A 12,236-nucleotide genomic window follows, 5' to 3' on the forward strand; every position below is an offset into this window, starting at 1 on the left:
GGATGACGGCCGCGCTGCTCTCCATCCTGCCCGGGTCGGCCGCGGCCGGCAGCCTGCTCGACTGGATGACAGCGGGGGCGGAGCGGATGCGCCCCGGCGGCCACGGCGCGGCGGCTGGAGTTGACAATGCCGAACTGCTCACCCTGGAGCCGGGTGAGAACGAGATCTATCCCCGCAGCGGCGGGCGGGGGGAGTTCTTCGTCACCGTCTTGCGGCGCGACCGTGTCACCCTGGAGCGGCGGGCGCTGGAGAACGGCGACCCGCTCAACGAGGTGACCGAGGATCCGGTCCCCGATTCGGTGCAGTGGCGCGACGGCGCGCTGCTCTTCCTCTCCACGCAGGTGGGAGGGCTGGGGCTGTGGCGCAAGCCGGCCGACGGGATGGGGTTGAGCATGCGGATCCACCAGTTCGCCGGCCGGGTGGAGCAGCCGCTCCTGCTCGCGGACGGCTCGGTGATCGCCGTCCGTCTGGCCGCTCCGGCTCGGATCGGCGGGGAGCGGTTGCGGCGGCGGCACGGCAGGCCCGATCCGTTCGACAACTGGAGCCGGCAGGGCGCGCGCGCCTACATCGTCCGCATCGCCCCCGACGGGACGGAGCGGCGGCTGGCCGACGGGATCAACCCGGCGCTCTCGCCCGACGGCACGTGGGTCGCCTTCTCCATGGCTGTCGGCCGCAGTCGCCACCTCTTCCTCATGCGGACCGACGGCGGTGCGCTCACCCAGTTGAGCAGCGGTCGGGCGGTCGACGTGCAGCCCGCCTGGAGTCCGGACGGGCGCTGGATCGTCTTCACCTCCAACCGGGGGCGCGCCGACATGCGCCACCCCTCCCGCTCCAACTGGGATCTCTGGATGATCCGCCGCGACGGCCGGTCAATCTTCCGGCTCACCCGTGATCCCGCGCGCGACGGCGCGCCCGTCTTCACCCCCGACGGCGGCGCGGTGCTCTTCCACTCCGATCGCCGGATCGGCAAGCAGGAGCGGATGCGCCATGGCGTGCGCCATATCCGCCGGGGGTTCCATGTCTGGCGCATCGCCTTGCCGGCGGAGCTGCTTGCCACCCCCGACGACAGGGGTGAAGGGCGGCGGTTCAGCGACGCACCTCGCCGTGGCCGAGCACGATCCACTTCTGTGAGGTGAGCCCCTCCACCCCGACCGGTCCGCGGACGTGGAGCCGGTCGGTGGAGATGCCGATCTCTGCTCCCAGCCCGTACTCGTAGCCGTCGGCGAAGCGGGTGCTGGCGTTCCACATCACCGAGGAGGCGTCCACCTCCCGCAGGAAGTGCCAGCCTGTGCGGTAATCCTCGGTGACGATGCTCTCGGTGTGGCCGGAGCCGTAGCGGCTGATGTGGTCGATGGCCTGCTCCAGGTCGTCGACCACCCGGACCGAGAGCACCGGGGCCAGGTATTCGGTGGCCCAATCCTCCTCGACGGCCGGCTTCCAGTCGGCGCAGAGCGAGCGTGCGCGGGTACAGCCGCGTACCTCGACCCCCGCCTCGGCCAACTGCGGCGCCAGCCGGGTCACCACCGGCTCGGCCACCTCCTGGTGGATGAGCAGCGTCTCCAGCGCGTTGCACACCCCGTAGCGATGGGTCTTGGCGTTCATGGCGACGGCGACGGCCATCGCGATGTCGGCGGCGCGGTCGATGTAGAGGTGGCAGATGCCGTCGAGATGCTTGATCACCGGTACGCGCGCCTCCTCGCTGATCCGCTCGATCAGCGAGCGACCGCCGCGCGGGATGATGATGTCGATCCACTCCCGGGCCCGGATCAGCGCACCGACCAGGGTGCGGTCGGTATGGTCGACCAGCTGCACCGCGTCCTGCGGTAGTCCGGCCTCGACCAGCTCGCGCCGCAGGCAGGCGGCGATCGCTCGGTTGGAGTGGATCGACTCCGATCCGCCGCGGAGGATGCAGGCGTTGCCGGCCTTCAGGCAGAGGGCGGCGGCATCGGCGGTGACGTTGGGCCGCGACTCGTAGATCATGCCGATCACGCCCAGCGGCACCCGCATCCGCCCCACCTGGATGCCCGAGGGGCGGTAGACCAGTTCGTCGATGCGGCCGACCGGGTCGGGCAGGGCGGCGATCTGGTCGAGCCCGTCGGCCATCGCCTCGATGCGCTGCGGGGTCAGCTCCAGCCGGTCGATCAGTGCGGCGTCGAGGCCGGATGCGCGGGCGGCGTCGAGGTCGCGGGCGTTGGCCCGCAGCAGATGATCCCGCTCGCGCCGCAGCCTGAGCGCCGATTGGGTCAGCCAGCGGTTCTTCCGCACCGTCTCGGCGGCGCGCATGGTGCGCGCGGCCTCCTTCGCCTGGCGGCCGAGCCGCTCGATCACGTGGTTTGCGTCACATGCACTCACATCTTCCTCCCGATGAGCACCAGATTGTCCCGGTGGATGATCGATGTGTAGTCGACATAGCCCAGGATCTCCTCGATCCGGTCGCTGGGGACGCCGCAGAGCCTGCGCACCTCCTCGGAGGTGTAGTTGACCAGCCCGCGGGCGATCGGCCTCCCCTCCTCGTCGACCACCTCGATGCACTCCCCCTTGTCGAAGACGCCGGAGACCGCGCGCACGCCGACCGGCAGCAGGCTTCCGCCGCGGCGCTGGAGGGCGTGGGCGGCCCCTGCATCGATGGTGACCCGGCCGGCCGGCCGCAGTACCTCGGCGATCCAGTGGCGCCGGCGTGAGGCGCGGTCGTCGCTGCAATAGAAGATGGTGCCGACATCCTCGCCGCGCAGCAGCCGGGTCAGCGCCGTACCATCCCGGCCGTCGATCATCGCCGTGGCCACGCCTCCGCGCAAGGCCACCCTGGCCGCCTTGAGCTTGCTCTCCATGCCGCCGGTGCCGAATCCGCCCGGGTCGGTCGGGCCGCCGGCCGTGTGCAGCAGCGCCTCGTTCCATCGATGGACCTCGCCGATGCGGCGTGCGTCAGGGTGGCGGCGCGGATCGGCGTCGTGCAGGCCGTCGACGTCGGTCATCAACACCAGCAACCCCGCCTCCAGCACCAGCGCGGTCAACGCGGCCAGGGCGTCGTTGTCGCCGAACTTGATCTCCTCCACCACCACCGTGTCGTTTTCGTTGACCACCGGGACGACGCCGGCGGCGAAGAGCGTGCGGCTGGTGTTGCTGGCGTTGAGGTAGCGGCGTCGATGGCGCAGGTCGTCCTTGGTCAGCAACATCTGCGCCGGGGTCAGGCCGTGGTCGGCGAAGGCGTCGCCCCAGGCGCGCATCAGCAGCGGCTGGCCGACGGCGGCGGCCGCCTGTTTCTCGTGCAGCGACAGGGCGCGGCCGCTCCAGCCGAGATGGAGCGCCCCCAGGGCCACCGCACCGGAGGAGACCAGACAGACCTCCTTGCCCGAGGCGTGCAGCCGCGCCACCTCGGAGGCGATCCGCTCCATGCGCGGCAGTTGTACCCCCCCATTGCGGTCGGCGAGCAGAGCGCTGCCGATCTTGATCACAAGCCGGCCGGCACGGCCGATCTCCGAGCGTCTGCGGATCATGCGGCGGCCGGCTCCTCCATCATGGCGCGCAGCGCGGCGGCGATGTCGTAGAGCAGCGGGCGGATCCCCTCGCCGCTGGCCGCGGAGACGAGGTAGACCGGCAGGCCGAAGGCGGAGGCGCTCTCCGCGGCGGTGCGCCGGGCCTCCTCGTCGAGCGCGTCGATCTTGTTGACCACCAGCCAGCGCGGCTTGGCCAGCAGGGCGTCGGAGTGGCCGGCGAGCTCGTCGGTCACCTCGGCGATCTGCCGCGCGATCGACCGTCCCTCGATGTCGGCTCCATCGACCAGGTGGAGCAGCATGCGGGTTCGACGCAGGTGGCGCAGGAACCGGTCGCCCAGCCCCCGCCCCAGGTGGGCGCCGGCGATCAGGCCGGGGATGTCGGCGACGACGAACCCCTCCCCGTCCTCCAGCGAGACCTGGCCCAGCGAGGGGGCCATGGTGGTGAAGGGGTAGTCGGCGATGCGGGGCCGGGCGTTGGAGATGGCGGCGATCAGGGTCGATTTCCCTGCGTTGGGCAGGCCGAGCAGCCCGACGTCGGCCATCAGATTGAGCTCCAGCCGGACGATGCGCTGCTCCCCCTTCCGGCCGGGCTGGGCGTAACGCGGTGCCTGGTTGGTGCTGGTGGCGTAGTTGCTGTTGCCCAGCCCTCCCCGGCCGCCACGGGCCAGCACCACCCGTTCGCCGTCGTGGCGCAGATCGGCCAGCAGCCGCCCCTCCTCGTCCTCCACCCGGGTGCCGACTGGCACCGCCACCTCGATGTCCGCACCGCTGCGGCCGTCCTTGCGCCGCCCCATCCCGGGGCGGCCGTTGCCGGCGATCAGCCGCTTGCGCAGGTAGAGATGCTGTAGGGTGTTGACGTCGTGTGAGGCGCGCAACCGGACGTCGCCGCCGCGACCGCCGTTGCCGCCGTCCGGCCCACCCTTGGGGATGTACTTCTCGCGGCGGAAGGAGACGCAGCCGTCGCCGCCGTCGCCCGCGCGCACCTCGATGGTGACCTCGTCGATGAACCGCATCGTGCCAACGCTACCGGTTGCGTCGTGGCCGCTCTACCGTGCGGGTGGTGCCCTCTCCACGCTGCAGGGGTAGCGTTCGGGGATGGACCGATCGCACCGTTCGGCCGAGCCGGCCCTCTCCTATGCCGTCGCCCTGATCGCCCGCCCTTCGGTCACGCCGGCGGACGGCGGCTGCCAGGAGTGGATCGCCCGGCAGCTTGCACCGCTCGGTTTTCGACGGTTTGCCGTCAACCACGGCGGGGTGATCAACTCGCTCTTCGTCCGGCGGGGGAACCGCCCCGGTTGTCTCTGCTTCGCCGGCCACACCGATGTCGTGCCGCCCGGGCCGGAGGAGGAGTGGCGATATCCCCCCTTCTCCGCCGTGGTGCGCGACGGCCTGCTCCACGGCCGGGGTGCGCAGGACATGAAGGGGGCGATCGCCTGCTGGATGGCGGCGGTCGAGGGGTTGATCGCCCAGGGCGCGGATCTGCCCACGCTGCAGCTGGCCGTCACCTCCGATGAGGAGGGGGAGGCGGTCGACGGAACCCGCCGCATCGTCCAGTGGTTGCAGCAGGAGGGATGGCTGCCCGATGCGGTGGTGGTGGGCGAGCCGTCGAGCCTCGATCAGGTGGGCGATGTCGTTCGGTGCGGGCGGCGCGGCGTGGTCCAGGGGAGGATCACCGTCCACGGGCGGCAGGGCCACTCCGCCTATCCGCAGGATGCCGACAACGCCATCCATCGCGCCATCCCCCTGCTGGCACGCATCGCCGCGCTCGACTGGGGTCCGCCTGCGCCCGGCTTCCCCCCCACCACCTGCCAGATCACCAACCTGACGGGAGGCACCGGAGCGATCAACGTCATTCCCGGAAGCTGCAGTGCACGGATCGACGTCCGCTACAATCCGGCCAACAGCTATGAGGAGATCCGCTCCCGGCTGGAGGATTGTTGCGCCGGCCAGCCGGTCGAGCTCGATCTGCAGCATGCGGCGTCCGCCTTCTCCACCGGGGAGGGGCCGCTGCTCGATCTGGTGCGGCGGACGGTGGAGGAGGTGTGCGGCCACCCCTGCCGGCCGGATACCGGCGGCGGTACCTCCGACGGCCGTTTTTTCGCCGGTGCCGGCGTGCCGGTGGTGGAGCTTGGGCTGACCAACCGCACCATCCACCAGGTCGACGAGCGGGTGGCGGTGGAGGAGCTGGCCCTGCTGACCGCCCTCTACCGGCGGGTCATCGAGGGCTTTTCCGCATGTCTCGGCCGGTGATCCCCATCGCCGAGGAGCGGGAGGGCCCCTTCCATCCCAAGCCGCGCTGGCTCAAGGTGCGGGCACCGCTCTCGCGGGAGTATCGCGACCTGCATCGGCTGATGCGGGCGTTGCGGCTCAACACCGTCTGCGAAGAGGCCAGTTGCCCCAACATCGGCGACTGCTGGCATGCGGGATCGGCCACCTTCATGATCCTGGGGCGGGTCTGCACCCGCCGCTGCTCCTTCTGCGACGTGGCCACCGGCCGGCCCGATCCGGTCGATCCCGACGAGGCGGAGCGGCTGGCCGATGCGGTGGAGCGCACCGGCCTGCGCCATGTGGTGATCACCAGCGTCGACCGCGACGACCTGCCCGACGGCGGTGCCGGCCACTACGCCCTGGTGATCCGGACGCTGCGCGCCCGCCGGCCGGATGCGGTCATCGAGGTGCTGACCCCCGATTTCCGCCGCAAGCCCGACGACGCGCTGGCCCGGGTGATCGCCGCCGGGCCGGACATCTTCAACCACAACCTGGAGACGGTGCCGCGGCTCTATCGCAAGGTGCGCCCCGGCGCCCGCTACTTCACCAGCCTGCGGCTGTTGCAGCGGGCGCGTGAACTCGACGGGCGGGTGGTGACCAAGTCGGGGATCATGGTCGGGCTGGGCGAGAGCCGCGACGAGGTGCTGCAGGTGCTCGACGATCTGCGTGCAGCCGGGGTGGAGATGGTGACCATCGGGCAGTACCTCCGGCCGGGGCCGGAGCACCATCCGGTGGAGCGCTACTGGGAGCCTGCGGAGTTCGACGATCTCAAGCGGGAGGCGGAGAGGCGGGGCTTCGCCATGGTCGCCTCTGGCCCGCTGGTGCGCTCTTCGTTCCACGCCGGGGAGTTCTTCCGCCGGATGCAGGAGGAGCGGCGGCGGGGCGGCGCCGCTCAGGGGGCCAGCTCGACACAGCCTCCACCCCTTCCCTTGGCCACGTAGAGGGCGGCATCGGCCCGCTTGAGCCAAGGGAGCGGCTTCTCCCCCGCCCTGCGCTCGGCCACCCCGACGGAGATTCGCACCCCAGGCTGCCCATCGGCCGATGGGCGGGCGCAGACGCTCTCGAGGAGCCCGCGTGCGGCCTGCAGGGCATGGTCGGCGTCGATGCCCGGGAAGAGGGCGACGAACTCGTCCCCGCCGATGCGAAAGAGCAGATCCTCCGCCCGCAGGCGGGCGGCCATCGCCTCGGCCGCGGCGCACAGCGCCCGGTCGCCCTGCTCCCGCCCTCCGGCGGTGTTGATCTCCCGCAGCCGGTCGATGTCGATCATCGCCAGGCTCATCGTCCTGCCCGGCGGCTGATCGGCGAGGAACTCCTTGAGCGCCCTGCGGTTGGGCAGGCCGGTCAGGCTGTCGCTGCGGGCCTGCCGCTCCATGGCGGAGAGGCGGTCGGAGAGGCCGGAGAGGTCGCGTACCCGCGCGTCGAGGGCACTGCGCATCCGCCGGCCCCGCTCGATCATCCGACGCTGTGCCTGCTGCAGCTCGTCGTTGATCCGCTGCAGGTGGGCGCGCGCGGCCACCGGATCCTCCGGCACCGGCCGGGCCAGCATGATCGAGACCTGCTGCAGCTCCGGCGACTCCTCGTCCAGGCCGAGCAGCAACTGCTGCACCGCGCGCAGCGACTCCATCGTCGCCTGGGCCAACCGGTGCAGCTGCCGGATCGTCTCCCGATCCTGCCGCAGATGCTCAAGCAGCGCCTCGGCGAACCAGGCGATCCGCTCGGCCACCGGAATCGCCCGCGCACCGGGGATGCCGAGCATGCCGGCCATGTGCTTGACTCCCCGCTCCACCTCGGTCTGCAGCGCCGCACCGGCCAACAGCCGCTCCTTCTGCAGGGCGACATGGGCCTCGATGCGCAGGGCGTCGGCGGGATCTTCCTCGCCCGGCCAGCGCCGCACCAGCGCCCCGTGTTCGGCGTCGCACAGCCGCGCCAGCCACGCCGCCAGCGTGCGGGCGCTCTCCGGCACGGTGGTGGCCGCCTCCTCCATCATCTCCAACTGCAGCACCAGCTTGCGCAGATGATGCTGGATCCTGCGATCCTTGTGGTCGCGCAGCAAGTCGTGCAACGCCGAGGCGTGGCCGCGGACCTCGCCGAAGTCGATCCGCTTCATGCCGCCCGTTCGCTGTCGGCCGCCATGGCGCGCGCGGTCTCGATCGCGCAACAGAGGCTGTCCGGGCTGGCCGTGCCCGTCCCCGCCCGGTCGAGCGCCGTGCCGTGGTCGACGCTGGTGCGGATGATCGGCAGGCCGAGCGAGATGTTGACCGACCGGCCGAACCCCTGCATCTTCAACGGAATCAGCGCCTGGTCGTGGTAGCAGCAGAGGATGGCGTCGAAGCGGTGCGCCTGCGGCGGCGCAAACAGGGTGTCGGCCGGCAGCGGGCCGGTGATCGCGATGCCGCGCGCCTGCAGTGCATGGACCGCCGGGGCCAGGATGCGCTCCTCCTCGTCGCCGAAGTGGCCCCGCTCCCCGCCGTGGGGGTTGAGCGCGCAGAGCGCCAGCCGCGGACGGGCGACGGAGAATCGGCGGCGCAGCTCCCGATCGAGGATGGATGCCGCGCGCTCCACCTCCGCGCGATCCAGCGCGTCGGGTACCGCACGCAGCGCCATGTGGGTGGTGAGCAGCGCCACACGCAATCCGGGAGCGGCCAGCATCATCACCACCGCCACGTCGCCGCAGAGATGGGCGAGAAACTCGGTATGGCCGGGGAAGGCGAAGCCGCCCTCGCGCAGCACCGCCTTCTCGATCGGGCCGGTGACCAGGGCTGCCGCCTGCCCGGCCAGACAAGCGCGGGCGGCCAGGCGGATGGCCGCGATGACCGTGCCGGCGGTGGCCGGCGCAGGTTGCCCGACCCGCACCGGCGCGGTGGTCCATCCATCTTCGGCCAGGCAGGAGATGGCGCGGTCGTCCGGCGGCATGGCGATCCGCTCCAGCCGGCGGACGGGGGCGTCGATCCCCAGGGTGCGGGCCCGCGCTTCGATCCATGCCGGCGGAGCGACCACCAGCAGATCGCGAAACTGCTCCGGCGCCCGTTGCCACAACAGCAGTGCGCAGTCGGGTCCGATCCCCGCCGGCTCACCCAGGGTGAGCAGCAGCGGGCGGTGGCCGGGGTCAACGGCCATGGTCCGGAGGCGGGGCGGCGACCCAGCGGCCGGGGACGACGCGGCCCGTCGCGTCGATGTGGGCCGGGATGTAGCGCATCGGCGGTGGTGCGGGCCGGTCGGCCAGTGACCACCAGACCAGCAGCGAGCAGCCGAAGCCGATGAGCAGTGCGGCGAGGATGAACCAGTTGGGCGGGCGCCGGGAGGGGTGGGGCGTGACGTCGATGATCTCCGGCGCGCGCCGGCGCCGCCGCTCGCGCAGGGCGATGAAGAGCAGCAGCAGAAGGTGGCGCAGCAGCAGCGTGAAGAGCGCCGGGCCGAAGAAGAAGAGCAGGGTGATGAAGAAGCGCCGCACGCTAGTTCCGATCCGTTGCGCGACGGCGATCGCCGCGCACGCCTCTGGATCCTTCCACCGGGGGGCGCCCCCTCATTCCCGGCAGAGCCGCTCCAGCCGCCGCTGGTAGGCGACCACATCGGGGTCGCCGCCGCGCTGCTGCGCCTCGTGGACCGTTTCGGCGAGCACATCGAGCAGCCGGTGCAGCGCCTGGTGGTGCTCCATGCCGCACCGATGCTGCAGATGGTGCAGCGTGGTGGTGATCGCCGGCGGCTGGTTGGTGGCCAACTGCTCCTCCAGCGCCAGGTGAAGAGAGAGGTGCAGCCATGGATGGATGCCGGTGTTGTCCAGATGGTCGCCATCGAGGAAGCGCTCCTCGTCGGCGAAGAGCGACTGGTACTCTGGGTGCATCGCGATCACCGCGACGATGCGCTGCTCCAGCGCGTTGAGCGGTTGGCCCCGCTGTGCCCGCTGCCAGGCGAGCCAGAAGACCCGGCGATGGGCGCGCAGTTGATCGCGACCGGCCTGCTGCTGCCGGCTCATCCGCCCACGGGCAGCGCCTCAGCCTGGGCGGCCGCGTTGCCGGTGTAGTCGGCCGGGGTGAGCGCCAGCAGCCGGGCGCGCGCCTCCTCGGGGATCTCCAGCGTCTCGATGAAGGCGCGCAGTCGCGCGGCGTCGATTCCCCTGCCGCGGGTCAGCTCCTTCATCTTCTCGTAGGGGTTGGCGATGCCGTAGCGGCGCATCACTGTCTGCACCGCTTCGCCCAGCACCTCCCACGAATCGTCGAGGTCGGCGGCCATCCGCGCCCCATCGGCCTGCAGTCGCGACAACCCTTTCTTCAGCGAGGCGATCGCCAGCACGCTGTAGCCGAAGGCGCAGCCCAAGTTGCGCAGCACCGTCGAGTCGGTCAGGTCGCGCTGCCAGCGGGAGACCGGCAGCTTGGTCGCCAGATGGTCGAAGAGCGCGTTGGCCAGCCCGAGGTTGCCCTCGGCGTTCTCGAAATCGATCGGATTGATCTTGTGCGGCATGGTCGAGGAGCCGACCTCACCGGCGACCACCCTCTGGCGGAAGTAGCCGAGCGAGATGTAACCCCAGATGTCCCGGCAGAAGTCGATCATGATGGTGCCCACACGGATCATGGCGTGGGAGATCTCGGCGATGTAGTCGTGCGGCTCGATCTGGGTGGTGTAGGGGTTCCACTCCAGCCCGAGCCCGGTGACGAAGTCGCGGGCGATCTCCGGCCACGGCACCTCGGGATAGCCGATCAGATGGGCGTTGTAGTTGCCCACCGCTCCGTTGATCTTGCCGAGGATCGGTACCGCCGCCAGCAGCTCGATCTGGCGTTGCAGCCGCCAGGCGACGTTGGCCCACTCCTTGCCCATGGTGGTGGGCGAGGCGGGCTGGCCGTGGGTGCGCGCCAGCATGGGCAGTGCGGCCATCTCGTGCGCGCGCCGACCGATGGTATCGGTCAGGGCGCGCAGCGCCGGCAGCACGACACCCGCGCGCGCCTCGGTGAGCATCAGTCCGTAGGCCAGGTTGTTGATATCCTCCGAGGTGCAGGCGAAGTGGAAGAACTCGCGGACGGCGGCCAGCTCCCGTTGATCGGCGACCGCCTGCTTGAGGAAGTACTCCACCGCCTTGACGTCGTGGTTGGTGGACGCCTCGATCTGCTTGACCCGGGCCGCGTCCTCCGGCGAGAAGCGCTCGATCAGCCGCTCCAGCACCCCTTCCGCCTCCGCGGAGAGCTGGGGGACCTCGGCGATCGCCGGGTGACGGGCGAGCGTCTGCAGCCAGCGGATCTCGACGGTGACCCGGGCGCGGATCAGGCCGAACTCGCTGAAGATCGGCCGCAGCGCGTCGAGCCGGCGGTGGTAGCGGCCATCCAGCGGGGAGAGCGCGTTCAGAGTGAAGTCGGTCTCCATCGGTGGGTTATGCTCCATGGTTGATGGAATCGCAAAAAGTCCGTCCGTGGGCTTTTTGCTTGACGGGGATCGAAGAGCGCGGTCTTCGATCCCATTACAAATCCGTCGGTTGCATTTGCCACCTCCGGATTTGCGCGACCGTCCTGGCCGCGGATGCCGGCTTCTTGCGAAGCCGTCACGGTTGATCGAATCGCAAAAAGTAGGGTCGGAACCGCGCGGTGCTCAGGGCGCGCCGGGCAGTCCGGCGGCGTGCCACAGCGCCCGCCACCACGCCTGATACTGCTCGAAATCACCACGGTGGGCCAGTGAGAGGGCGGAGAAGACGGTGCCGGACCAGAGCCAGGTGGTGATCATGGCGAAGAAGAGGGTCACCGGCCCCATGCGGCGATGGCCCGCCCAGAGGGTCAGTCCGATCATCGGCCATACCAGCACCGCCACGGTGAGGGCGTCGCGCCAGCGACCAAGCCGGGCGTGGCCGGCGCCGGGCAGCAGGGTGGCGAGCGTGCCGACCAGCCAGTGGTTCGCCGGCCGCGGCGCGGGATGGTGTGCCAGCCACCGTCGGGCCAGGATGCCGTGGGCGCCGGTGAGTGGGCGGGAGGGGATGGTGACGCGCTGCGCCCGCATGGCGAGCAGGATGGAGGCGGTATCCATGCGCGCCCGCCAGGGATCGTCGCCCGCCAGCGCGCCGGCGGCCCCCTCGAGCAGCTCGGCGGCCTGCGCGTCCCGGCCTGCGGCCGCCTGTTGCAGGGCGTTCCGCCACACCTGCTGCGGCGTGGCCTCCAGCGTGGGTGCGGCCAGCAGCAGCCCGGCCAGCAGCAGCCACCGCACCAAGGCCCGCCCCCCTGCGCTCACTGCGCGACCAGCATGCCGTGCTCCAGCCGCAGGGTGCGGTCGGCGGCGGCGGCCAGCCGCTGGCTGTGGGTGACCATCAACGTCGCCGTCCCACGGGCGCGGCAGAGCCGTCGGAGCAGCTCGAAGACGACGGCGGCGCTCCCCTCGTCGAGGTTGCCGGTCGGTTCGTCGGCCAGCAGCAGCAGCGGATCGCCGATCAATGCCCGGGCGACGGCGACGCGCTGCGCCTCGCCGCCGGAGAGGCGCCCCGGGATGTGGTCGGCGCGCGCC

13 protein-coding genes are annotated in these 12,236 nt (G+C 71.2%); 3 read left to right on the forward strand and 10 right to left on the reverse strand.

The features are described from left to right. Positions 1–2 precede the first annotated feature (2 nt). Positions 3–1,136 carry a TolB protein gene (locus D6682_03755; protein ID RMH51726.1) on the forward strand — a complete coding sequence of 378 codons (1,134 nt, stop codon included), beginning with the start codon at positions 3–5 and terminating at the stop codon, positions 1,134–1,136. Here the strand turns inward: D6682_03755 and D6682_03760 are convergent. The 3 genes from D6682_03760 to obgE are packed head-to-tail and all read right to left on the reverse strand — an operon-like array spanning position 1,087 to position 4,507. After that, positions 1,087–2,352: a glutamate-5-semialdehyde dehydrogenase gene (locus tag D6682_03760; GenBank protein RMH51727.1), complete on the reverse strand. Its 1,266-nt coding sequence runs from the start codon at positions 2,350–2,352 to the stop codon at positions 1,087–1,089. The two genes, D6682_03755 and D6682_03760, sit on opposite strands and share 50 nt — an antisense overlap. Continuing rightward, the gene (gene proB, locus D6682_03765) at positions 2,349–3,494 is read right to left on the reverse strand and encodes a glutamate 5-kinase (protein RMH51728.1); all 1,146 of its coding nucleotides are present in this window, start codon (positions 3,492–3,494) and stop codon (positions 2,349–2,351) included. The genes D6682_03760 and proB overlap by 4 nt, the downstream gene beginning before the upstream one ends. Continuing rightward, a complete protein-coding gene (obgE, locus tag D6682_03770; GenBank protein ID RMH51729.1) occupies positions 3,491–4,507 on the reverse strand; it encodes a GTPase ObgE in 1,017 nt (338 codons plus the stop codon). Before obgE ends, proB begins: the two co-directional genes overlap by 4 nt. An 82-nt stretch (positions 4,508–4,589) precedes the next feature. Between obgE and D6682_03775 the strand changes: the two genes are divergently transcribed. Further along, positions 4,590–5,744: a succinyl-diaminopimelate desuccinylase gene (locus tag D6682_03775; GenBank protein ID RMH51730.1), complete on the forward strand. Its 1,155-nt coding sequence runs from the start codon at positions 4,590–4,592 to the stop codon at positions 5,742–5,744. Then, positions 5,729–6,703 carry a lipoyl synthase gene (gene lipA / locus D6682_03780; GenBank protein ID RMH51731.1) on the forward strand — a complete coding sequence of 325 codons (975 nt, stop codon included), beginning with the start codon at positions 5,729–5,731 and terminating at the stop codon, positions 6,701–6,703. The genes D6682_03775 and lipA overlap by 16 nt, the downstream gene beginning before the upstream one ends. Here the strand turns inward: lipA and D6682_03785 are convergent. From D6682_03785 to D6682_03815, 7 genes are all read right to left on the reverse strand, one after another. After that, positions 6,655–7,869: a GGDEF domain-containing protein gene (locus D6682_03785; protein ID RMH51732.1), complete on the reverse strand. Its 1,215-nt coding sequence runs from the start codon at positions 7,867–7,869 to the stop codon at positions 6,655–6,657. The two genes, lipA and D6682_03785, sit on opposite strands and share 49 nt — an antisense overlap. Next, positions 7,866–8,879 (reverse strand): 4-hydroxythreonine-4-phosphate dehydrogenase PdxA, encoded by a 1,014-nt coding sequence (pdxA, locus tag D6682_03790; protein ID RMH51733.1) that lies wholly within the window; start codon positions 8,877–8,879, stop codon positions 7,866–7,868. Before pdxA ends, D6682_03785 begins: the two co-directional genes overlap by 4 nt. Continuing rightward, the gene (locus tag D6682_03795; protein ID RMH51734.1) at positions 8,869–9,213 is read right to left on the reverse strand and encodes a hypothetical protein; all 345 of its coding nucleotides are present in this window, start codon (positions 9,211–9,213) and stop codon (positions 8,869–8,871) included. Before D6682_03795 ends, pdxA begins: the two co-directional genes overlap by 11 nt. 72 nt (positions 9,214–9,285) lie before the next feature. Beyond that, a complete protein-coding gene (locus D6682_03800) occupies positions 9,286–9,735 on the reverse strand; it encodes a DUF1841 family protein (GenBank protein ID RMH51735.1) in 450 nt (149 codons plus the stop codon). Next, positions 9,732–11,114 carry an adenylosuccinate lyase gene (locus D6682_03805; protein ID RMH51736.1) on the reverse strand — a complete coding sequence of 461 codons (1,383 nt, stop codon included), beginning with the start codon at positions 11,112–11,114 and terminating at the stop codon, positions 9,732–9,734. Before D6682_03805 ends, D6682_03800 begins: the two co-directional genes overlap by 4 nt. A gap of 222 nt (positions 11,115–11,336) precedes the next feature. Then, positions 11,337–11,945 (reverse strand): hypothetical protein, encoded by a 609-nt coding sequence (locus tag D6682_03810; GenBank protein RMH51737.1) that lies wholly within the window; start codon positions 11,943–11,945, stop codon positions 11,337–11,339. 17 nt (positions 11,946–11,962) lie between these two features. After that, on the reverse strand, positions 11,963–12,236 hold a 274-nt coding region (locus D6682_03815; protein ID RMH51738.1), incomplete at its 5' end, for an ATP-binding cassette domain-containing protein.

The organism is Zetaproteobacteria bacterium (assembly GCA_003696765.1).
Lineage (GTDB): Bacteria > Pseudomonadota > Zetaproteobacteria > Mariprofundales > J009 > RFFX01.